Raw genomic sequence first — 23,131 nt, forward strand, 5'->3', positions numbered from 1 at the left:
TTCAACTAACTGTATAACTACAATTATATGATCCTCCAGAAGCAACGGTAATCAGCTTCTGGGGGATTATCAGGCCAATTTCTTTGAATGACGCTAACACTCATCTATAGAAATATCATCTAACCATATGATTTTAATCTAATGTTTTTTTATTATATTAAAAATTTGTATTTGCAAATATTTTTTGATACATCTGATCAAAAAATATCACCTCAAGGACTGAATAATTATCGAGCAAAAAAAGCTGCTTTTTCGTCCGCGCTAATTTTATACCTCTTTTTATTTAGTTTTTATGCATGAACATTGCATAAATTGAAGAAAAAATCATTTTTATAAATTGTGAAAAACATCATAAAGTAAATTTGTTGTGATTTTATTGTGTTGACTTTGTTAAAAATCAAGGTAATGATTCGATTAATTGTTAACCAAAACAGGCAATAAAAGGCATTGGAAGATTAATTTGAAAATTAAATGAAATGTTGATCGAATGAATGAATTTAATTGGAAATCAATAGAAATAATTAATAGAAAATATGATTTTATCTATTAATTTGAAGAAATATTCTATTAAATATAAATTCATTATCGCCTTTCTTGTTCATTTTTCCGAGGTAAAACAAATGTCGAAAACGATTCAGAGAAGTTGGTTTGATCAGTATATGGTTCCTTGTTTTTCACCGGCACCGTTTATTCCGGTCAGAGCTGAAGGTTCCAGAGTGTGGGATCAGGATGGAAAAGGATACATTGATTTTGCTGGAGGTATTGCTGTTAACGTATTGGGACATGCCAATAATGAATTAAAAGAAGCGTTAAGTGCCCAAATGGAAAACCTCTGGCATATCGGTAATGGTTATACAAATGAACCTGTTCTAAAACTGGCACAAGCGCTGGTTGAAAGTACCTTTGCTGATAAGGTTTTTTTCTGTAACTCTGGTGCTGAAGCGAATGAGGCAGCACTGAAAATTGCCAGAAAATATGCCTTGGATAAATATGGCAGCCATAAAAACGAAATTATCTCATTTGAAAACTCTTTTCACGGCAGGACACTATTTACAGTGACAGTTGGGGGGCAACCCAAATACTCACAAGATTTCGCTCCGCTTCCACAACAAATTACTCACCTCCCTTATAACGATATTGAAACGATCAAAGCACATATTTCTGAAAAGACCTGTGCAGTTATTGTTGAACCCATTATTGGTGAAGGGGGAATTATCCTTGCTGATCAGGCATTTCTGGAGGCTTTAAGGGAGTTGTGTGATCAACATCAGGCCCTGCTGATTTTTGACGAAATACAGACAGGAATTGGTCGCACGGGCTATCTGTATGCTTACGAAGAAACAGGTGTTGAGCCAGATATATTAACCAGTGCGAAAGGGCTAGGAGGTGGTTTCCCTATCGGGGCTATGCTGGTTAAACAACATATTGCCGAGGTTTTCCAGCCGGGTTCACACGGTACAACATTCGGTGGTAACCCATTGGCAGCCGCAGTTGCTCATAAGGTATTGAGCATCGTCAATCAGCGGGAATTTCTGGCAGGTGTGCAGGCGCGTCACCATGAATTTATCCGGCAGATGTCCACCTTGAACCAACGTTACCCGTTGTTCAGTGAAATCCGTGGCAAGGGGTTACTACTGGGGGCAGAGCTGGAGAAAAAATATCAGGGCAAGGCTAAAACTCTGACCAATATCGCGGCGGAAGAAGGGTTAATTGCCCTGATTGCCGGGCCAGATGTGCTGCGTTTTGCTCCGGCATTAAATATTGAACAACAGGATATCAACGAAGGCTTTGCCCGACTTGAAAACGCCTTCAAGCGATTTGTTCAGGAATAAAAGTAGTTTTGAGGTGATACCATGATGCTATTCAGATCCGTTCAACATAAAGATTTGGGGGATATTCTCAATCTCTCATCTTGTGCTGGAGTTGGTTTAACATCGTTGCCAAACAATCAGGAATACTTGGCGTCCCGGATTTCACGCAGTATTGATTCATTTAATGATGCCCGCGGACGCTCACAACAGGGATTCTTGTTTACTCTGGAAGACACGGAAAAGCATCGTGTTATTGGGGTGAGTGCGCTGGAAGTTGCGGTTGGGTTAGAGGAGCCTTTCTATAATTACCGGGTACAGAAATCTGTGCGCTCATCCCGTGAATTAGGTGTTTACAACTCTTTTGAAACACTAATTGTTGGTCAGGATTACACCGGATGCAGTGAATTGTGTACCTTGTTCCTTGATCCTACTTATCATGGGGGACGCAATGGTGTTTTCCTCTCCAGAAGTCGGTTCTTATTTATTTCGGCCTTTCGTCATCTTTTTCCGAAATCTATTTTCGCGGAAATGCGCGGAGTGGTAAATAAACAGGGAGAATCGCCATTCTGGAATGCTCTTGGGCAACACTTTTTCAATGTCCCTTTTGCACAGGCGGATTATTTAACAGGCATTGGTGCGAAAACATTTATTGCTGAATTAATGCCGTTCCATCCGATTTATGTCCCTCTGTTGCCTGAAGAGGCACAACGGGCTATCGGGCAGGTACATGAGAATACTGTGCCAGCCCGTATCATTTTAGAGAAAGAAGGTTTTATCTATCACGATTTGGTCGATATTTTTGATGCCGGTGCCATCTTACAGGCTGATATTGATGATGTACGGGCGGTAAAAGCAAGCCAGCTTGTGTCTGTACAAAAATGCGAAAATGTTTCCAGACAGGGTAATGGCAGATTATATATTGTTTCTAACCTACATTTTCAGGATTTTAAAGCATTGCTACTGAGTATCCCTGATCCTGCTGACATTCATAAACTAAATAATAATGAATTGAAGTTGACTTCCGCAGAAATGGATGCAATTCAGGTGGCGGAAGGGGAGTCAGTACGCTGTGTTGCTCTTTTTTCTGAGGAAACTTCACAATGAATTATCAAGCAAATTACATTGATGGTAATTGGATTGCAGGGCAAGGTGTACTGATCGTCAAACATTCACCCGTTGATCAGAAAGTTTTATGGCAGGCACATAGTGCTTCTGTTAATCAAGTGGATGAAGCCTGCCAGGCAGCCCGTAGAGCGTTTCCGGCATGGGCAAAACTGGCAGCTGAAAAGCGTATTGCTATTGTTCAGACGTTTGCTGATTTATTAGCACAGGAAAAAGAAACAATTGCCCGTGTGATCAGTGGAGAAACCAGCAAACCGTTGTGGGAAACCCGGGCGGAAGTTCAAGCCATGATTGGTAAAGTTGCTATTTCCATTGAAGCATGGCAGCAACGGACAGGTTATTCTGAAACTACTATGCCGGACGGCAAAGCCATATTACAGCATCGCCCCCACGGTGTGATGGCAGTTTTCGGCCCTTACAATTTCCCGGGACATTTACCTAACGGTCATATCGTCCCTGCATTAATTGCCGGTAACACATTAGTATTTAAACCAAGTGAACTGACCCCAATAACAGCAGAAAAAACCATGGCTTTATGGGTCAGAGCGGGCTTACCTGCGGGAGTGCTGAATCTCGTTCAGGGAGGCAGAGATACTGGCGGTGCTTTACTGGATAGCTGCGAGATTGACGGTGTGTTGTTTACGGGCAGTGCAACAACCGGTTTTCATTTCCACCGTTTGCTGGCCGGGCAACCGGAAAAAATGCTGGCGTTGGAGATGGGAGGCAACAATGCCTTGATCGTGGATGATTATGAGGATCTGGATGCAGCCGTGTATACCATTATTCAATCCGCATTTATCTCCGCCGGGCAACGTTGTACTTGTGCTCGCAGGTTGTTGGTAAGACGTGGAGAGAGGGGAGATGCACTGATCCAGCGGTTGGTCGAAGCAACGCGTCAGATAGTTCCATCCCGTTGGGATGCAGATCCTCAACCTTTCATGGGCGGAGTTATCTCTTTGACTGCGGCAGAAAGCTTACTGGATGCTCAATCCCGATTATTAGCATTGGGAGGTACTGCCTTGCTCATTTTGACACAGCCCGATCCTCACTCAACATTTATGACCCCTGGTATTATCGATCTGACGGGTGTCAGTCATATTCCCGATGAAGAATATTTCGGCCCTCTATTGACTTTGCAACGCTACGACAGTTTTGAGGAGGCTGTTTCCATTGCTAATGACACTCGATTTGGTCTGGCATCGGGATTGATATCACCTGATGAGAGTCTTTTTCAGCGTTTGTTAGAGGAAGCAAGAGCCGGAATTGTGAACTGGAATAAACCATTGACCGGCGCTTCCAGCAAAGCACCTTTTGGCGGGATTGGCGCATCAGGTAATCATCGCCCAAGTGCTTACTATGCCGCAGATTATTGTGCCTGGCCGATGGCATCTCTGGCGACAGACAAATTAACTCTGCCTGATACACCTGTGCCGGGGCTTGATTTTTTCCGCTCTTAATTTTTCCGATTAACATCATTTTCAATGAACAGCAGAAGAACCGAGGTCATTATGTCGGGAATTGAAGCAAACTTTGATGGTTTGGTGGGCATGACGCATCATTATGCCGGGTTGTCGATGGGTAATGAAGCCTCAATGAATCATCGTGGACAAGAGTCTAATCCCCGTAGAGCGGCACTTCAGGGGTTACTAAAAATGAAAGCATTGTCTGATATGGGATTAGTACAGGGGATTTTGCCCCCGCAACAACGCCCTAATCTACCCGCCCTGCGGCAACTTGGGTTTACAGGCAATGATGAGCAGGTATTAAGTAAAGCTGCACGTTATTCACCGTTGTTACTGTCCAATCTCAGTTCAGCTTCTGCCATGTGGACAGCTAATGCAGCAACAGTTTCACCTTCTGCTGATAGTGCAGATCGGCGAGTTCACTTTACGGTAGCAAATTTAAATAACAAGCTGCATCGCTCACTGGAAAGTGTCACAACATCCCAGATATTAAAGGCGGTTTTTTCCGATCAAAACTATTTTGTCCACCATGATCCATTACCCCAACATGCTGATTGGGGCGATGAGGGCGCAGCAAATCATAATCGTTTTTGTGGTGAGTATGATGAAGCGGGAGTGCAGTTATTTGTTTATGGGCGTAGTGCCTTTCAGTATGGGATAACATCAGAACATTATCCTGCGCGGCAGACATTGGAAGCAAGTCAGGCCATCGCACGATTACATCAGCTTGAGGAAACACAAATTGTCTTTGCTCAGCAGAATCCCATTGCTATTGATAGCGGAGTCTTCCATAACGATGTGATTGCTGTCAGTAACCGGAATGTTTTTTTCTATCATGAACAGGCATTTTTAAACCAGCAGTCAGTATTGGCTGAACTTAAGGAAAAACTGGCCCATCTGGAGCAAAAGTTGATCACAATTGAAGTACCGGCATCGCAAGTGACCATTCAGGATACGGTAAGATCTTATCTTTTCAACAGTCAGTTATTAAGCCAGCCTGATGGCAGCATGATGCTGATTTTGCCGGAAGAGTGCCGGCAAAATGCCAATGTTTCAGCGTACTTACAGTCTCTGGTTGCGTCAGAAAATTCACCTATCAGTAAACTCCATTTCTTTGATTTGCGCGAAAGTATGCGTAACGGTGGCGGGCCGGCTTGTCTGCGGCTTCGGGTTGCCATGAAAGAGAAAGAATTGGCAGCAGTCAATCCGGCTGTACTGATGACCCCAGAGCTGTACCTGCGTTTAACGGACTGGGTTGAACGTCATTATCGTGATTCTTTGTATGCCGATGATCTGGCCGATCCACAATTGTTAACAGAAGTCTATTTTGCTCTGGATGAATTAACTCAGATCCTCGATATTGGCTCTGTCTATGAATTTCAGCGTTAATCGGGAGGTCAAATGGATTTACTTTCTCTGTTGCTTGAAAAGAAGTCGCTTGAAAAAAATCTTGAGAACATGCTCAGCTTCCCGCCCTCATTAACAGCAACATGGCTGGCGAAAGGCGTATTACAGCTAATTCCACAACAGAGGAAAAGCGATACATTGATTATTTCCGCAGGGATACATGGTAATGAAACAGCTCCTGTGGAGATTCTGCTCCAATTATTATCACAACTGGTGCAGGGAACTTTATCATTACAACATAACCTATTGCTGATTTTCGGTAATTTGCCCGCCATGCGTGACAATAAGCGCTATATTCACAATGATCTCAATCGCATGTTTGGTGGACGGTATCAGAATTTTCCTGCCGGGATTGAATCAGAGCGGGCAGCAGAACTGGAATCTGTGATACAGCGATTCTTTCAGGAGCCGATGGTTATGGCATCAGCACGACGCTGGCATCTTGATCTGCATACTGCCATTCGTGGCTCCTGTCATGAACAATTTGCGTTATTACCTTTCCAACAGCGTGAGTATGCGGCTGATTTATTACAATGGCTGGAGGGAAGCGATATTGATGCACTGGTTTTCCATAAAAGTGAAGGTGGTACATTCAGTCAATTTACCAGCCAATATTTCAACATGGATAGTTGTACGATGGAAATTGGCAAGGCGTATCCCTTTGGACAGAATGAGCTGACTAAATTCAGAAATATCACGACGGCATTACATGATCTGGTAGCAGGCTCGTTCTCTGTTAAACGGGAAAAACCGACAATCAAACGTTACCGCGTTATCGATTCAATTATCAAACAAGACAGTAGTTTCCGGCTTCATATTCCAGAAGATACAAAAAACTTCACTGCACTGCCGGATGGTTTTGAAATTGCCAGTCAGGAAAATCAATTCTGGGAAATTATTTCCCCGGCAAACTTTATTTTGTTCCCCAATGCCAATGTTGCCATTGGTCTAAGAGCGGGTCTGTTATTGGAGCAAATAATGTAATCAATTTATGTAAATTCATAATAAACAGAAAACCGTGGAGGTTATTGATGACAAATACGGTAAAAACACCTGTAGAGCAGCCGATAGGTGCACAGAAACTTCACCGTGGATTAGGAAAACGCCATGTCCAGTTAATTGCCATTGGCGGAGCTATCGGGACAGGTCTATTCATGGGAACAGGGAAAACCATAGCTGTATCAGGCACATCCATTATTTTGACTTACCTGTTGATCGGTTTTTTTGCCTTTATGGTTATGCGAGCAATGGGAGAACTATTGCTCACTAAGCTGGATTACCGTACGTTCGCTGATTTTGTTGCTGATTATTTAGGGGAAAAAGCCAGTTATTTTCTGGGATGGACATATTGGATGAGCTGGGTAGTGAGCTGCATTGCTGATGTTGTGGTATGTGGTGGCTATATTCAGTACTGGTTTCCTGATATTTCCCTCTGGTTTACCGCGTTGTTTATTTTGGGATTGATGTGTTTATGTAACTTTTTTACGGTGCGATTGTTCGGAGAGGCTGAATTTTGGTTTGCCATGATCAAAGTAGTGGCAATAATTGCACTGATTATTGTTGGGGTAGGAATGGTTGTTGTTGGCTGGACTTCACCTAATGGAGTAACAGCATCTGTTCGTCATCTGACTGAGCCAGAAGTATTCTTGCCCAATGGTGTAATCGGGTTTCTGGCGGGTTTTCAAATTGCCATTTTCTCTTTTACTGGCATTGAGCTGGTGGGTACAGTTACGGCTGAAACGAAAGAGCCGGAGAAAATCTTACCAAAATCCATTAATAGTATTCCTATCCGTATCATTATTTTCTATGTATTTTCCATGATGTGCATTATTGCCGTCACTTCATGGCCGCATATCTCTCCTGAAGTCAGCCCATTTGTTACGTTATTTGCATTAGCCGGATTACCGGCCGCCGCCGCAGTCATCAATTTTGTGGCACTGACCTCAGCTATGTCCTCAGCAAACAGTGGATTATACTCCTGTACCCGCATGTTGTATGGCTTGTCCACGGAAAAGCTGGCACATGGTAAATTTGGGTTGCTTTCGGTGGGTAATGCAATCCCAATTTTCAGCCTGATATTCTCTGTTGTCTGTATGGCAAGTGGTGTCCTTCTGCTGTTTATTATTCCCGATGTTATGAAGTTATTTACCATTGTTTCAACTGTGGCAGCCATCATGGTTGTTTATAGTTGGTGCATGATATTGCTTGCTTATCTGGCGTACCGTAAGAAACGGCCTGATTTACATCAGGTTTCTGCATATAAAATGCCAATGGGCATTCCGATGACATGGTGTACCCTGATATTTTTTGCTTTCACAGTAGTGATTATGATCTTTGATTATGATACGCGTATTGCATTATATGGCACACCTGTCTGGTTTGTGATATTGGAAATTTTATGGCGTATGCGGAAAAAGCAGCAGAAAACGATTATAGAGATGATTAATTAATAGAATTTGAATATCAGAAAATAAATAACTGTCAGTTAATTTTCAATCTATTACTGTTATTAGAAGTTATTTCTGATAGTTTATTAATTAATAATATTTTAAGTTTATTGAGTTAAATAAATATTATTTAAATTCTATTATAGATAGGTTGTGGAAAAATATTAATCGGATAAATATTATTCCTTTATTTATATTGTTATACCAGATGGAAGCTGAAATATCTTTGCAACTCTTTGTGATTGTGATACCAAATTCCGTTTTACTCAATCCCGGCTAAAAGCCGGGATTGTAGAAGACAAGCTCACGTAAAAATTACTCGTTTTCCTGCTGAGTTGCCTGAATAGCAGTCAGTGCAACGGTATAAACGATGTCGTCAACCAGTGCGCCACGGGACAGGTCGTTAACAGGTTTACGCATACCTTGCAGCATTGGCCCGATAGAAACCAGATCCGCAGAGCGCTGTACTGCTTTATAAGTGGTGTTACCGGTGTTCAGATCCGGGAAGATGAACACAGTAGCCTGACCAGCAACCGGAGAGTTTGGTGCTTTGGATTTTGCTACGTCTGCCATGATAGCCGCATCGTACTGCAATGGGCCGTCAATGATCAGATCCGGGCGTTTTTCCTGTGCCAGGCGGGTTGCTTCGCGAACTTTCTCTACATCGCTGCCGGCACCAGAGTTGCCGGTGGAGTAGGAGATCATGGCAACACGAGGTTCGATACCAAATGCTTTTGCAGAATCTGCGGACTGAATCGCGATTTCAGACAGTTGCTCAGCGGTTGGATCCGGGTTGATTGCACAGTCACCGTAAACCAGCACTTGTTCTGGCAGCAACATGAAGAATACAGAAGAGACCAGAGAGCTGTTTGGTGCAGTTTTAATTAACTGCAATGGTGGACGGATAGTGTTTGCCGTTGTGTGAACAGCACCGGAAACCAGACCATCAACTTCGCTTTGTTCCAGCATCATTGTGCCCAAAACAACGTTGTCTTCCAGTTGTTCACGGGCAACAACTTCGGTCATGCCTTTGTTTTTACGTAGTTCAACCAGACGTGGAACATAACGTTCACGTACAGAAGCCGGGTTAATGATTTCAACGCCAGCACCCAGTTCAACACCCTGAGCGGCTGCCACACGGCGGATTTCTTCTGGATCACCGAGCAGAATACATTCAGCGATACCACGCTCAGCACAGATAGACGCTGCTTTAACAGTACGTGGCTCATCACCTTCCGGCAGAACGATACGTTTGCCAGCCTGACGTGCCAGTTCGGTCAGCTGGTAACGGAATGCTGGTGGAGACAGGCGATTCGGACGCTCAGAAGCGGCTGCCAGGGAATCAATCCACTCGTTGCTGATGTGCTGTGCAACGTAGTTTTGCAGTTTTTCGATACGCTCGTGGTCATCCGCAGGAACTTCCAGACTGAAACTTTGCAGGTTCAGGGAAGTTTGCCAGGTATTGGTTTTCACAGTGAATACAGGCAAACCGGTGCTGAATGCACGTTCACACAGTTCACGGATGGAGTCATCAATCTTATAACCACCAGTCAACAGGACCGCACCAACTTCAACGCCGTTCATGGCTGCCAGACAAGCAGTGATCAGAACATCAGGACGGTCTGCTGAAGTCACCAGCAGAGAGCCAGGACGGAAGTATTCCAGCATGTTTGGAATGCTGCGGGCACAGAAAGTCACAGACTTGATACGGCGGGTTTGGATAGCACCTTCATTGATAATGTCTGCTTTCAGGTGTTTTGCCATGTCAATCGCACGGGTGGCGATCAGATCGAAATTCCATGGAATGCAGCCGAGAATTGGCAGTGGGCTGTTTTTGAATGCAGTTTCCGGATCAACATTAGTAATGGTGGCTTTTGTTGCTTCGTCGAAGATTTCGGACAGGTCAGGACGAGTGCGACCTTGCTCATCAACCGGAGCATTTAGTTTGTTGACAATGACACCGATGATGTTCTTGTTCTTGCTTCCACCGTATTCTGCGCGGCTCAGTTCAATCTGTTCTTTTAATTGTTCCGGGGAGTGAGTACCCAATGCAGTAACGAACACGATTTCAGCATTCAGTGTCTTGGCGATTTCATAGTTCAGAGACTGCGCAAATGGATGTTTACGAGTCGGAACCAAACCTTCGATCAGAACCACTTCTGCGTCTTTGGTGTTAGCGTGGTAGCGAGCCACGATCTCTTCCATCAACATATCTTTTTTGTTGGTGGTCAGAAGAGATTCCACATAAGCCATATCCAGTGGATCAGTAGCAGGAATGCTGGAGTGAGAGCGGATAATCGTTGTGGTTCTGTCTTGGGAGCCACTGTTACGTTGTTGCGCGATAGGTTTGAAGACACTCAGACGAACGCCTTTTTGCTCCATGGAGCGGATTACACCCAGGCTGACACTGGTTAAACCAACGCTGGTGCCAGTAGGGATCAACATAATTGTACGGGACACGGAAACCTCTTTAACGGTTGCTCGTCAGTCAATCAACGTTACTTTAATGTGATAAATAACCGCCAGCAATGCTGGCGGTTATCAGAAGTTATATTACTTATGCAGTCAGGCGCGCTGAGTCCTGAGCGATCACCAATTCTTCATTGGTTGGGATCACCAGAGCAGGACGGCTGTTGTCAGTTGTGATCACGCCATCTTTACCGAAACGCGCGGCAAGGTTACGCTCGTGATCGTATTCAAAGCCTAGCAGAGCAACTTTTTTCAGAGTCAGCTCACGAACCAGAGCAGAGTTTTCACCGATGCCGCCAGTGAAGATGACTGCATCCAGACGACCTTCCATCAATGCACCGTAAGCACCGATATATTTCGCCAGACGGTGGCAGTAAACGTCCATTGCACGTTTTGCATCTGCTTTGGTTTCGTAGTTATCTTCTACATAACGGCAGTCGCTGGTCACTTCAGTCAGACCCAGGAAACCGGATTCTTTGGTCAGTAAAGTATTGATCTGGTCAATGCTCATGCCCATTGCATCATGCAGGTGGAATACGATAGCTGGGTCGATGTCACCGCTGCGAGTACCCATAACCAGGCCTTCCAGTGGGGTCAGACCCATAGAAGTATCAACACACTTACCGTTAACAATGGCAGAAACAGAGCCACCGTTACCCAAGTGGCAAGTGATAATGTTCAGTTCTTCAACGGGTTTGTTCAGCATCTTAGCTGCTTCACGGGAAACATAGAAATGGCTAGTACCGTGTGCACCGTAACGGCGGATGCCATGTTCTTTGTACAAATTGTATGGCAGTGCATACAGGTACGCTTCTTCAGGCATAGACTGGTGGAATGCGGTATCAAATACTGCAATGTTTTTCTCAACCAGATGAGGGAAGGCTTTTTTCGCTTCTGCGATACCGATCAGGTGTGCAGGGTTGTGCAGTGGTGCGAATGGGATCGCCGCTTCAATACCTTTGATAACTTCATCAGTGATAATCACAGAAGAAGTGAATTTTTCACCGCCGTGAACGATACGGTGACCGATGGCTGAAATTTGCTCAGAAAGTTCTGGCTTTTCAGACAAAATCGTATTAACAATGAAGTTCAAAGCTTCACTGTGTGCTGCGCCGGCACCTAAAGCAGCTTCGTTTTTCGCGCCATCTATTTTCCATTTAATACGGGCTTCTGGCAGACCAAAACATTCAGCCAAACCAGACAGATATTCTTCACCATTGGCAGGATCGATGATAGCGAATTTCAGAGAGGAGCTACCGCAATTAAGAACCAGTACCAGCTTACTTGACATGGAATTACCTATTATCTTGTTGTGATCTAATCTTAAATAAGAAAAGTGTTAAAAAAATGAAGCAATTTATTAACAAACGAACCAAAATGTTGCGGAAACAGGCGGTTTTTCTGTTTTGTTGCTGCAACAACACAAAAGTCTGTGTAGGATACCGTTTGCCAGTAATAAAGACAAAATATACTTAATACTACAAAAAAGATTTTATCTTTTGTAGGGATTTTTTAAAAACTATGCTTTTAATTGATTGAGGTCATGATGAATATGACGCCACCTGTCAACCAGGGTTGGTTTAAAAAAGTCCAGTTAGGGCAACAATATCTGAAAATATGGCCACTGGAAAAACAGCTTGCGCCTGTGTTTCCAGAAAACCGTGTTATTAAAGCGACTCGCTTTGGCATTCGCTTTATGCCGCCATTGGCGATCTTTACCTTAACCTGGCAAATCGCATTGGGCGGGCAGTTAGGGCCATCTGTTGCGACAGCACTGTTTGCCTGTAGTCTGCCGTTGCAGGGGTTATGGTGGCTGGGAAAACGGGCAGCAACGCCTTTGCCTGAAAGTCTGCTGAAATGGTTTTATGAAATTCGTGAGAAATTTGCTAAAGCCGGGATCGCAATGATGCCAGTAGAAAGCACGCCGACTTACTTATCACTGGCTGAATTGCTGAAACGGGCGTTCAAACAGTTGGATAACTCTTTCCTTGATGATATTTAAACCGTCAGAGTCCATTCTGACAGTTTTTGAATCAGTTGACTGATAAATTCCCCACTCAGAACTTTTTACGCTATCTTGCCTATGTAGATTTTCATTCAGGTTTTTTACTCTCGGTTAATGCCACCTGAATGAATATTGTTGAGATATGCCAGATTATTAACACACGACTGCATTTGAAGGAGTTGGGTTTTGGTACTGAAATGTAGAGGTTTTTTATTTGATTTGGATGGTACTCTGATTGATTCACTGCCTGCGGTTGAGCGGGCATGGATTAAGTTCGCTGATAAAATGGGTATCGACCGTGATGAGGTTCTGAACTATGTTCACGGTACTCCGGCGATATTATCATTACGCCATTTTATGCCTGATGCCACGGAAGAAGAGATTGACAGCATTTTCAAGTGGATTGAAAAACTTGAAACGGAAGATACGGAAGGTATTGCCGCTTTACCCGGTGCCATTGCTCTGATTGATAAACTGAATGCGCTGGATATTCCGTGGGCAATTGTGACATCGGGGACTGTTCCTCTTGCTTCTGCCCGCCATAAAGTGGCGGAGTTACCGGAACCTGCTCATTGGGTAACGGCTGAATCTGTCAAAAACGGTAAACCAAATCCTGAACCTTATTTGTTGGGCGCGCAAAAATTGGGATTGTTGCCAGAAGAGTGTGTGGTCTTTGAAGATGCAGCGGCGGGAATTCATGCCGGGCTGGATGCAGGCTGTCAGGTCGTTGTCGTTCATGACTCACCGGATATTCCACGCAGAGATGAAATTCATATGACTATCACGAATCTGGAAGATATCGAAATTGTTAAATCTGGTGGCTATGTAACAATTTATGCTATGAATCAGGCAGTTTGTTGATCTACGCCGAAGATTTTTTCTGACAAAATTGGTCTACTTACTCTATTCATGCCCTATGGCAATTAGGTTTTTGTTGATAATACCCGGCCTGCCTGTTGACAGACCGGCTTTTCTGATAGAGGCCGTATTGAATAGCGAACTGTTGTGGGTATTAACCCTGTTATTGATAGCCATTGTTCTTTTCACGACCAATAAAGTCAGAATGGATGTAGTGGCTTTACTGGTGATTATTGCTTTTGTCCTGAGCGGTACGCTCTCCTTAAATGAAGCTACAATCGGTTTCAGCGATCCCAATGTCTTGTTGATTGCAGCACTGTTTATTATCGGCGAAGGGCTGGTGAGGACAGGTGTTGCTTATCAGATGGGAGATTGGCTGGTGCGGGTTGCAGGTAATAGCGAAACCAGAATGCTGGCTTTGCTGATGTTGTCGGTTGCCGGACTAGGGGCTTTTATGAGTTCCACAGGGGTTGTTGCTATTTTCATCCCTGTTGTTTTAAGTGTGGCGACCAGAATGCAGACTTCACCGGGGCGGTTAATGATGCCATTAGGGTTTGCCGGCCTGATCAGTGGCATGATGACACTGGTTGCGACTCCTCCCAATATGGTGGTGAATAGTGAGTTAGTCCGTGAAGGGTTACACGGCTTTGGTTTTTTCTCCATTACACCTATTGGTATTTTAGTTTTGTTGGCGGGGATTGTTTATATGCTGATTGTCCGCCATTGGCTGGGAAGCAAAACTCCCCAGAAAACTGATGAGCGTTACCATCGTTCATTTCGTGATCTTATCCGTGACTATAAATTATCCGGGCGCGCCCGTCGTCTTGCTATCCGGCAAAATTCGCCATTGATTGGTCACTCTCTGGATGAGTTGGGATTGCGTGCACGTTATGGGGCTAATGTTATCGGTATTGAGCGTTGGCGAAAATTCCGGCGTGTGATGGTTGCTGCAACCGGCGAAACGGAATTCCGGCAACAAGATGTTCTGCTGGTAGATATGTCTGACAGTGATGTGGATTTGCGGCAATTCTGTAGCGAACAACAGTTAGAACCTATGGTATTACGCGGGGAATATTTCTCTGATCAATCCCGTGATGTCGGCATGGCGGAAATATCTGTGCTCCCTGAATCGGATTTGTTGGGACAATCGTTGCGCAGTATGAAATTCCGTACACGCTATGGGCTTAACGTAGTAGGTATCCGACGCAGTGGTAAAGCATTGGTCGGTAAGTTGGTTGATGAACCTCTGCTGCTTGGTGATATGTTGCTGGTCATTGGTGACTGGAAGTTAGTACGGGAATTGAAAACCAAAGCGCCTGATTTTATCGTGCTGAATTTGCCCATTGAAGTGGAAAGTGCCGCACCGGCAGCATCTCAGGCACCTCATGCGTTGTTTTGTCTTGCTTTAATGGTGGCAATGATGTTGACCAATGAAATTCCCAATTTTATCGCCGCTCTGATTGCCTGCCTGTTGATGGGAAAATTTCGCTGTATTGATATGGAAAGTGCTTATCGTGCCATTCATTGGCCAAGTCTCATTCTGATTGTTGGTATGATGCCGTTTGCACTGGCATTACAAAAAACCGGTGGGATTGATTTAATTGTCAGTGGATTAATGGATATCGCTGGTAATATGGGGCCACGAGCCATGTTGATATGCCTGTTTGTGCTTTGTGCCGTTATTGGATTATTTATTTCCAACACCGCAACAGCCGTGTTGATGGCACCTATTGCCATTGCTGCCGCCAAAGAGATGTCGGTATCTCCACTGCCTTTTGCGATGATAATTGGGGTAGCGGCTTCAGCGGCGTTTATGACTCCGGTTTCTTCTCCCGTCAATACTCTGATATTAGGGCCGGGAGGATATCGATTTGCTGATTTCCTGAAACTGGGCGTGCCTTTTACATTCATTGTATTGGGGATCAGTGTGGCAATTATTCCCGTTCTTTTTCCGTTCTGATGCTATAACGGGCAGCTTCGCGAAAACATGAAGCTGCCCGATTGTTTTTACAGACTGATTTTATAGGCTAATTTCATCAAGAGAGAGGCTGAAGCTTGGAACAAATACGGTTATGAAATAATCCATTTCCTGGCTGTGACGTTTTTCTAATGTTTTTTCTAACCTGATTTTTGCTTGATTGAATTCAGAATTGCCAGCCGATAATTCTTCCAAACATTTTAAATAAGCACATAACGCATCAGCTTGTTTAATAATATTAGTTTCTTCTTCAGTATAATATTGATCGTCTAAAATAGGGCGAAAATCATTTTGTAATTCAATTGGTAACATATCTAATAATTTATGTTGGGCGATCTTTTCTATTTTTTTATATTCATGGGCAATTTGAGGATTGTAGTATTTTATTGGCGTTGGTAGATCACCAGTAATAACCTCACTGGCATCATGATACATTGCTAATATTGCGATCCGGTCAGCATTAATATTGCCACCAAATTTACGGTTTTTTATTATCGCCAGTGCATGTGCGACAAATGCAACCTGTAAGCTGTGTTCTGAAACATTTTCCTTACGTACGTTTCGCATAAGAGGCCAACGATTAATCAATTTTAGGCGGGATAATTGGGCGAAAAAATGGCTCATAATCTTCTCTTGCTATGGGACAACGTGATTATGATTATGATTGTGGGCGTTGGCTGGACGGAAGTAAACCATTTGCGGTTGAAAAAGACAGTATTACATGTTTTATGCTTCAAGTTGCAGCTTTGTTGGCTGCATCTTGAAGTTGACTAATATCTTGATGCTTATCTAATCGAATAGCGTTTAGTCATTTTTTTGATGTTTATTGGTGATATTTACCGATAAAACGGGCAAATTTCTCAATAGCCATTTGCAGATCCGCGATATGTGGCAGGGTAACAATGCGGAAGTGATCTGGTTCTGGCCAGTTAAATGCAGTTCCCTGAACCAACAACACTTTTTCCTGTAGTAAAAGATCCAAGACCATTTTCTGGTCATCATAAATATTGAAACGCTTGGTATCAATTTTAGGGAACATATATAAAGCACCCATGGGTTTCACACAGGAAATTCCTGGGATCTGATTAATCAGCTCCCAGGCGTGATTGCGTTGTTCATAGAGGCGTCCTCCCGGAAAAATGAACTCACTGATGCTTTGATAGCCACCTAATGCAGTTTGAATTGCATGTTGCATCGGGACGTTGGCACAAAGACGCATAGATGCCAACATTTCCAATCCTTCAATATAGCCTTTTGCCTGTTTTTTCGGGCCATTCAGTACCATCCAACCCTGACGGAATCCCGCAACACGATAGGTTTTTGACAGGCCGTTAAAGGTGACGGTAAAAAGATCTGGTGCCAGTGTGGCGATGGAATGATGTTGAGCGTCATCATATAGGATCTTGTCGTAAATTTCGTCAGCAAAAATAATCAGATTATGCTGGCGGGCAATTTCCACAATTTCCAGCAGGATTTCTTTACTGTATACCGCCCCTGTCGGGTTGTTCGGGTTAATAATGACAATACCGCGGGTACGTGGTGTGATTTTACGGCGGATATCATCTAAATCAGGGAACCAGCCTTGTTGTTCATCACATAAATAGTGGACAGATTTGCCGCTGGAGAGAGAAACGGCGGCTGTCCAGAGTGGATAATCGGGAGCTGGAACCAGCATTTCATCGCCAGTATCGAGCAAGGCCTGCATAGACTGAACAATAAGTTCAGAAACACCGTTACCAATAAAGATATCTTCAACGGTAACATCCAGCATATTTCGGGCCTGATAATGTTGCATGACTGCCTTGCGCGCAGAGTACAGACCTTTTGAGTCAGAATAGCCCTGGGCTGTTGACAAATTGCGGATGACATCAACTAAAATTTCATCAGGTGCTTCGAAACCAAATGGGGCCGGATTACCAATGTTTAATTTCAGTACCTTATTCCCTTCCTCTTCAAGCCGTTTGGCTTCTTTGAGTGTATTACCTCGAATGTCATAACAGACATTATCTAATTTGCTGGATTTATTAATGGAAAACATACGATGCCTTAACCTTTTCTCTGGGCAAAAGTGGATCTGATCCGGCCTACAAAATGTGATGTTCAATGTACTCCTCTCTGTCAATCTTTTGAAGAGCCTCTGATATCTTTGGTGAAAATGATTGTTTTAAAGTCTAATGCATAAGTCTGCTATCTGAAAACATCAGATTTATTGGATTATAGTTTCAATTTTTTTTATTATGTTGGAATTTAATTCTGCATAATGAGCTGTTTTTAGTTGGCTGACTGAGATGAGAAAGCATCTGGCACTGATTCTTTAACCTAAAGCAGAAATGCAAGCTGAATTGTCAATAAAAGTAAGATAATTTGTATAATGTATTCTTATAATTTATCTTTGCCGACATAAAATTAATTAAGGGTTTTATCATAGATACTTTGGCAATGTTTTTGAATTTTTACCTGTAACATTTTCATGACTTTTCGAGAAAAGTATTAATTCATTAAAAATACTAATATTGTTTAGTTTGGTTAAGTTTTCCGAATTGAAGTTATGTTATTCTTTGCGGTAAGTCAGAAAAAGACTATTTGTACTGGAAATTAGTGATTATGTGAGGTAAATAGGTTTTTGTTTGTGTATTAATTTAAAGATTGCATAAATTTTGTTAAATAAAGGAGAAAATAAAACCCATGATGATATAAATAGTAAAAAAATGCAGTAAACCTTTGCCCTCTTTAATAGAGTAGAGTAATGTCAGAATCGGTATTATTTTATTTGATACTGCTGAAGTAAAAACACCAGGTTAGTTAGTAATTAAAATCAAAAAAAAGTGATGAATAAACAATGATAAATGCAAATCGTCAGATAATAAACCTCGATCTCGATCTGCTAAGAACTTTCGTTGCCGTTGCTGACTTAAATACTTTTGCAGCAGCAGCAGCAGCAGTTTGTAGAACGCAGTCGGCTGTCAGTCAGCAAATGCAACGTTTAGAGCACCTTGTGGGGAGAGAGTTATTTGCTCGCCACGGGCGTAATAAGCTTCTTACCGAGCACGGGCTTCAACTTCTTGGTTATGCGCGCCAAATCCTGCGTGCTAATGACGATGCTACCGCGTCATTAACATACAATGATGCAGACGGTGAACTCAGGATAGGAGCGTCTGATGACACAGTTGATACTCTCCTGCCTTTCCTGTTGAACCGTATTGCTTCTGTCTATCCGCGTATAGCTGTTGATGTGCGTATTAAACGTAGTCAGTTTATTGAAAGTATGCTGGATAACCATGAAATTGATTTAGCATTAACCACAGCAAAAATTAATCACCATCCTAGTACTGTATTACGTTCTTCGCCTGTACTGTGGCACTGTGCACCAGATTTCCAGTTACAGATGAATGAGCCTGTACCTTTAGTCGTAATGGACGAAACCAACACGTTCCGTCAGATTGCTCTTGAAACACTTGATATGAGTGGTATTCCATGGCGTATCGCCTATGAAGCCGCGTCTATATCTGCTGTTCGTTCTGCTGTCAACGCAGAGGTTGGTATCACTGCTCGTCCTTTGGAAATGCAGAACGCAGATTTAAGAATTTTGGGAGAAAGTGAAGGGCTACCACGTTTACCTGAAATACAATTCTTTTTGTATCGCAACAGTAACGAACAAAATGAATCTGTCCTGACTGTTTTCGATGCTATAGAAAATAAGAAAACACCTTATACCGTGACATCAGTTGAATCGGATGAAACAGACGGCATTGATGAATCTGTTGAATCTACTGAAGAGTCTTCGATAGAAAATATAAGCGAGTAATATTACGTGTGTTTTATAGGCTAATATTTCCATTTTATTTGTGGAAATATTAGCCTGTTTCTAAGTTGCTATTAATAATTCTTTCATGTTTCCATTCCCATTTCTGATATTTACCACTAAAAATATCCCCTATTAATTTTCTTATCCCTTTCGAATTTTAGTTAAAACAATGTTGTTTTGTTAACAACTTTCGTTTTTTAAATTGATAAAATAAATCTATTTTCAGAAATAGTTGTGCTATTGAACTTCAATCGTTTCTTTTTGAAACAATCCATTAAGAATTGAATAAGTTATGTTCTTCTGTTTAATGTTTTTCAATGAAACTGTGCACTTGATCATAAAAATATCCCAATCGGTACAGTGGAAAGACAGGTTTTTCCTGAGATAATAGTGTAGTAAAGTCGAGTTATCGGTTAAACTAGTTATAATGTGTTGATAGTTTTTTATTCTACTGACACGTTTTAGCGATATATAAGCACAAACTGTTAATCAAAGGTGTGTGCTTTGTAAATAAATAAGCAGGCGCTTTTGTCATGACAGATAAAAGTGTTGAGAGGAATAAAAACCAAGACGATCCATGCCATCAAAAAAATTGATTAGCACTGTTTCAGATTTGGTTGTTATCCCTTCCCATGAATCGATGTGGTGCAATACTGCCGGCAAAAAGAGCAGACCCTTGACACCACTTTTGATGAGTAAGCAACGAGTATGTCTACATCTACTGGAGTTTTATCTACTGGAGTTTTGGCCCATCACTGGGCGTTTGCGATTTTCCTGATAGGTGCTCTTGGTTTGTGTGCACTCATGTTACTGGGTGCGTACTTTCTTGGGGGCAGAGCGAAAGCCAGAGCAAAACATATACCTTATGAATCGGGTATTGATTCTGTCGGCAGTGCCCGTCTCCGTCTGTCGGCAAAGTTTTATCTGGTTGCCATGTTCTTTGTCATCTTCGACGTTGAAGCCCTTTACTTATATGCATGGTCAGTCTCTATCAAAGAGAGTGGCTGGTTGGGCTTTGCCGAAGCAAGCATTTTCATTTTGGTGTTATTGGCAGGTTTGGTTTATCTGGCACGTATCGGGGCATTGAATTGGACACCCGCACGTTCAAGGCGTCAGGTCAGTAAACCCAGTGTTGATGCTCATACCGCTAATGTTAATACCAACAACAGTCACATGCAGTAATAGCGAGGCATAAAGATGGATTATACGCTCACCCGCATAGATCCGAACGGTGAGAATGACCGTTATCCCCTGCAAAAACAGGAGCTTGTCAGCGATCCCCTTGAGCAACACGTCCACCGTAGTGTCTATATGGGTAAATTAGAACATGCTCTGCATGACATGGTGAATTGGGGAAGAAAGAATTCCTTATGGCCTTATAACTTTGGTCTTTCTTGTTGTTATGTAGAAATGGTGACGTCTTTTACCGCCGTTCATGACGTAGCCCGCTTTGGTGCAGAAGTACTGAGGGCATCTCCCCGTCAAGCTGATTTCATGGTGATCTCAGGCACTTGTTTCGTCAAGATGGCTCCTGTGATCCAGCGTTTATATGACCAAATGCTGGAACCAAAGTGGATTATTTCGATGGGAGCCTGTGCAAACTCAGGCGGTATGTATGATATCTACTCCGTCGTTCAGGGAGTTGATAAGTTCATTCCTGTTGATGTCTACATTCCGGGCTGTCCACCCCGCCCTGAAGCTTATATGCAGGCACTGTTGTTATTGCAGGAATCTATTGGCAAAGAACGTCGCCCACTGTCATGGGTTGTTGGTGATCAGGGGGTTTACCGCGCAAATATGCAATCAGAAAGAGAACGGAAGCGCGGTGAACGTATTGCAGTGACAAACCTGCGTACCCCAGATGAAATTTAAGGCTTTTAGCCATTAAGAATAACCAGAGCAATGTCGTAACCCAAAAATGTGTTGCGATCACATTAAACCCTGATCAAGCGTTGTGGTGAAGAATGATGACAGATCAGATAGCGCAAGAAAGCGTACGGCCTGCTTGGGAAACAAGGGATCACACAGATGATCCGGTCGTAAGTGAGCTTAATCGCCAATTTGGCCCTGATGCGTTTACCGTCCAGCCTACCCGAACCGGTATGCCGGTTGTCTGGGTAAAGCGGGAACAATTGCTGGAAGTAATTACGTTCCTGAAGAAGTTGCCCAAACCCTATGTCATGCTGTTTGACTTGCATGGTGTTGATGAGCGTCAGCGCTCTCACCGACAAAGTCTGCCATCGGCGGACTTTTCGGTGTTTTATCACTTGATTTCCATTGAGCGTAATCGTGACATCATGCTGAAAGTTGCGCTCAATGAAAAAGACCTGAATATCCCGACCATCACATCAATTTTCCCGAATGCCAATTGGTATGAACGTGAAACGTGGGAAATGTTTGGCATTACATTTAATGGTCATCCGAATTTACGTCGTATCCTGATGCCACCAACTTGGGAAGGTCATCCGCTGCGTAAGGAATATTCTGCGCGCGCCACAGAATTTGATCCTTTCATATTGACCAAGCAGAAAGAAGATCTGGAAATGGAAGCGCTGACTTTCAAACCAGAAGAGTGGGGGATGAAACGCGGCACTGAAAATGAGGACTTTATGTTCCTTAACCTTGGGCCAAATCACCCCTCGGCTCACGGTGCATTCCGCATTGTTCTTCAGCTTGATGGTGAAGAGATTGTTGATTGTGTTCCTGATATTGGTTATCACCACCGCGGCGCGGAAAAAATGGGGGAACGTCAGTCATGGCACAGTTATATCCCTTATACCGACCGGATCGAATATCTGGGGGGATGTGTCAATGAAATGCCTTATGTGCTTGCCGTTGAGAAACTGGCTGGCATTGAGGTGCCTGAGCGCGTGAAAGCTATCCGCGTCATGTTGTCTGAGTTGTTCCGCATCAATAGCCACTTGCTCTACATCAGTACCTTTATTCAAGACGTTGGTGCAATGACCCCGGTGTTCTTCGCCTTTACTGACCGCCAGAAAGTTTACGATATTGTTGAAGCCATTACCGGATTCCGTATGCACCCGGCCTGGTTCCGTATTGGTGGTGTTGCCCATGACTTGCCGCGAGGCTGGGATAAACTCCTGCGTGAGTTGCTGGACTGGCTACCGAAACGTTTGAATTCCTATGTTAAAGCGGCATTGAAAAATAGTGTCCTGAAGGCACGTTCTGTCGGAGTGGCTGCTTACAATGCTAAACAGGCACTGGATTGGGGCGTAACAGGGGCGGGTTTGCGCGCAACAGGTATTAGCTTCGATGTACGTAAATGGCGTCCTTATTCCGGTTATGAAAACTTCGACTTTGAAGTACCGACGGGATATAACGGCGACTGTTATGACCGTGTGATGCTGAAAGTGGAAGAGATCCGTCAGAGTATGCGCATCCTTGAACAGTGCCTTAAACACATGCCGGAAGGCCCGTTCAAGGCTGATCATCCACTGACCACGCCACCACCCAGAGAGCGTACCCTGCAACATATCGAAACCATGATTAACCATTTCCTTCAAGTGTCATGGGGGCCGGTTATGCCTGCCAATGAATCATTCCAGATGATTGAAGCGACTAAAGGAATCAACAGTTATTACCTGACCAGTGATGGTAACACCATGAGTTACCGCACCCGTATCCGCACACCGAGTTTTGCTCATCTACAGCAGATCCCATCGGTGATCCGCGGCAGTCTGGTTTCTGACCTGATCGTTTATCTGGGTAGTATCGATTTTGTTATGTCTGATGTGGATCGCTAACG

At 43.4% G+C, this 23,131-nt stretch carries 18 protein-coding genes; 14 read left to right on the plus strand and 4 right to left on the minus strand.

Annotated features, from left to right (window positions below; all coding sequences use genetic code 11):
* Nucleotides 1-620: 620 nt before the first annotated feature.
* Genes HGO23_RS07650 through HGO23_RS07675 form a run of 6 tightly spaced genes read left to right on the plus strand, consistent with a single transcriptional unit; the run spans nucleotide 621 to nucleotide 8,253 of the window.
* Nucleotides 621-1,832, plus strand: coding sequence for an aspartate aminotransferase family protein (locus tag HGO23_RS07650; RefSeq protein ID WP_099135762.1), 1,212 nt, complete (start codon nucleotides 621-623; stop codon nucleotides 1,830-1,832).
* Nucleotides 1,833-1,853: 21 nt separating this feature from the next.
* Nucleotides 1,854-2,915 (plus strand): arginine N-succinyltransferase, encoded by a 1,062-nt coding sequence (gene astA, locus HGO23_RS07655; RefSeq protein ID WP_209028470.1) that lies wholly within the window; start codon nucleotides 1,854-1,856, stop codon nucleotides 2,913-2,915.
* Complete coding sequence (gene astD, locus HGO23_RS07660) at nucleotides 2,912-4,390, plus strand: succinylglutamate-semialdehyde dehydrogenase (protein ID WP_209028471.1); 1,479 nt, start codon at nucleotides 2,912-2,914, stop codon at nucleotides 4,388-4,390. The genes astA and astD overlap by 4 nt, the downstream gene beginning before the upstream one ends.
* A gap of 51 nt (nucleotides 4,391-4,441) precedes the next feature.
* A complete protein-coding gene (gene astB, locus HGO23_RS07665) occupies nucleotides 4,442-5,785 on the plus strand; it encodes an N-succinylarginine dihydrolase (RefSeq protein ID WP_099135759.1) in 1,344 nt (447 codons plus the stop codon).
* A 12-nt stretch (nucleotides 5,786-5,797) separates the two neighbouring features.
* Nucleotides 5,798-6,787 (plus strand): succinylglutamate desuccinylase, encoded by a 990-nt coding sequence (gene astE / locus HGO23_RS07670; RefSeq protein WP_209028472.1) that lies wholly within the window; start codon nucleotides 5,798-5,800, stop codon nucleotides 6,785-6,787.
* Nucleotides 6,788-6,834: 47 nt separating this feature from the next.
* The gene (locus HGO23_RS07675) at nucleotides 6,835-8,253 is read left to right on the plus strand and encodes an amino acid permease (protein ID WP_209028473.1); all 1,419 of its coding nucleotides are present in this window, start codon (nucleotides 6,835-6,837) and stop codon (nucleotides 8,251-8,253) included.
* A gap of 312 nt (nucleotides 8,254-8,565) precedes the next feature.
* Here HGO23_RS07675 and pta read toward each other — a convergent pair whose 3' ends face one another.
* The gene (gene pta / locus HGO23_RS07680; protein WP_209028474.1) at nucleotides 8,566-10,710 is read right to left on the minus strand and encodes a phosphate acetyltransferase; all 2,145 of its coding nucleotides are present in this window, start codon (nucleotides 10,708-10,710) and stop codon (nucleotides 8,566-8,568) included.
* A gap of 97 nt (nucleotides 10,711-10,807) precedes the next feature.
* A complete protein-coding gene (ackA, locus tag HGO23_RS07685; RefSeq protein ID WP_099135755.1) occupies nucleotides 10,808-12,010 on the minus strand; it encodes an acetate kinase in 1,203 nt (400 codons plus the stop codon).
* Nucleotides 12,011-12,265: 255 nt separating this feature from the next.
* On the opposite strand from ackA, the gene yfbV reads away from it, so the two are divergent.
* The 3 genes from yfbV (at nucleotide 12,266) to HGO23_RS07700 (ending at nucleotide 15,542) form a co-directional block, all read left to right on the plus strand.
* Entirely contained in the window at nucleotides 12,266-12,721 is a 456-nt protein-coding gene (gene yfbV / locus HGO23_RS07690) for a terminus macrodomain insulation protein YfbV (protein WP_099135754.1), read from the plus strand.
* 189 nt (nucleotides 12,722-12,910) lie between these two features.
* On the plus strand, nucleotides 12,911-13,585 hold the full coding sequence (locus HGO23_RS07695; RefSeq protein WP_099135753.1) for a sugar phosphatase: 675 nt from the start codon (nucleotides 12,911-12,913) through the stop codon (nucleotides 13,583-13,585).
* A gap of 127 nt (nucleotides 13,586-13,712) precedes the next feature.
* Nucleotides 13,713-15,542 carry an SLC13 family permease gene (locus HGO23_RS07700; RefSeq protein WP_209028736.1) on the plus strand — a complete coding sequence of 610 codons (1,830 nt, stop codon included), beginning with the start codon at nucleotides 13,713-13,715 and terminating at the stop codon, nucleotides 15,540-15,542.
* Between the two features lie 60 nt (nucleotides 15,543-15,602).
* Here HGO23_RS07700 and yfbR read toward each other — a convergent pair whose 3' ends face one another.
* Nucleotides 15,603-16,184: a 5'-deoxynucleotidase gene (yfbR, locus tag HGO23_RS07705; RefSeq protein ID WP_209028475.1), complete on the minus strand. Its 582-nt coding sequence runs from the start codon at nucleotides 16,182-16,184 to the stop codon at nucleotides 15,603-15,605.
* On the opposite strand from yfbR, the gene HGO23_RS07710 reads away from it, so the two are divergent.
* Nucleotides 16,176-16,334, plus strand: coding sequence for a hypothetical protein (locus HGO23_RS07710; RefSeq protein WP_209028476.1), 159 nt, complete (start codon nucleotides 16,176-16,178; stop codon nucleotides 16,332-16,334). The two genes, yfbR and HGO23_RS07710, sit on opposite strands and share 9 nt — an antisense overlap.
* Before the next feature lie 49 nt (nucleotides 16,335-16,383).
* On the opposite strand, the gene HGO23_RS07715 is transcribed toward HGO23_RS07710, so the two are convergent.
* On the minus strand, nucleotides 16,384-17,598 hold the full coding sequence (locus HGO23_RS07715; RefSeq protein WP_099135751.1) for a pyridoxal phosphate-dependent aminotransferase: 1,215 nt from the start codon (nucleotides 17,596-17,598) through the stop codon (nucleotides 16,384-16,386).
* 801 nt (nucleotides 17,599-18,399) lie between these two features.
* On the opposite strand from HGO23_RS07715, the gene hexA reads away from it, so the two are divergent.
* The 4 genes from hexA (at nucleotide 18,400) to nuoC (ending at nucleotide 23,129) form a co-directional block, all read left to right on the plus strand.
* Complete coding sequence (hexA, locus tag HGO23_RS07720) at nucleotides 18,400-19,365, plus strand: transcriptional regulator HexA (RefSeq protein ID WP_099135750.1); 966 nt, start codon at nucleotides 18,400-18,402, stop codon at nucleotides 19,363-19,365.
* Between the two features lie 708 nt (nucleotides 19,366-20,073).
* Entirely contained in the window at nucleotides 20,074-20,547 is a 474-nt protein-coding gene (locus tag HGO23_RS07725) for an NADH-quinone oxidoreductase subunit A (protein ID WP_099135749.1), read from the plus strand.
* 15 nt (nucleotides 20,548-20,562) lie between these two features.
* Nucleotides 20,563-21,237 carry a NuoB/complex I 20 kDa subunit family protein gene (locus HGO23_RS07730; RefSeq protein WP_099135748.1) on the plus strand — a complete coding sequence of 225 codons (675 nt, stop codon included), beginning with the start codon at nucleotides 20,563-20,565 and terminating at the stop codon, nucleotides 21,235-21,237.
* Between the two features lie 92 nt (nucleotides 21,238-21,329).
* Complete coding sequence (gene nuoC / locus HGO23_RS07735; protein WP_209028477.1) at nucleotides 21,330-23,129, plus strand: NADH-quinone oxidoreductase subunit C/D; 1,800 nt, start codon at nucleotides 21,330-21,332, stop codon at nucleotides 23,127-23,129.
* Nucleotides 23,130-23,131 lie beyond the last annotated feature (2 nt).

This window comes from Xenorhabdus budapestensis (assembly GCF_017743015.1).
GTDB classification, from domain to species: domain Bacteria; phylum Pseudomonadota; class Gammaproteobacteria; order Enterobacterales; family Enterobacteriaceae; genus Xenorhabdus; species Xenorhabdus budapestensis.